Source organism: Bartonella sp. MR168JLCBS (genome assembly GCF_042194175.1).
In genome coordinates this window covers 905-1,167 of record NZ_JBHIMP010000127.1, presented here as the reverse complement: position 1 = coordinate 1,167, position 263 = coordinate 905, and the positions used below count along the sequence as shown (strand labels likewise).

At 39.5% G+C, this 263-nt stretch carries 1 pseudogene; it reads right to left on the bottom strand.

The features are described 5' to 3' along the window. A pseudogene (locus ACFIK8_RS09720) lies at positions 1-263 on the bottom strand (peptidylprolyl isomerase); the annotation flags it as partial.

Genomic DNA, 263 nt, shown 5'->3' with positions numbered 1-263 from the left:
TCCAAATCAGTATCCGAAATCTGATCAACAATCATCTGTTTAAAATAAAGCTGTTGAAGGACATTGTCACGCATAACTGCCATTCGTTTATCGTAAGCTTCAGTCTTATCGATGCCTTTGCTAATTGCAGCTTTTGCAAGCACTTGCATATCAAGGTAGGCTTTTAAAACCGTTATACGGCGTTGTTCATCAGGAAAACGCACTAAATTAGGATTTATTTCGAGTGCTAACTCATCCAATTGCCCTGCTGTGATTTCCTTCCC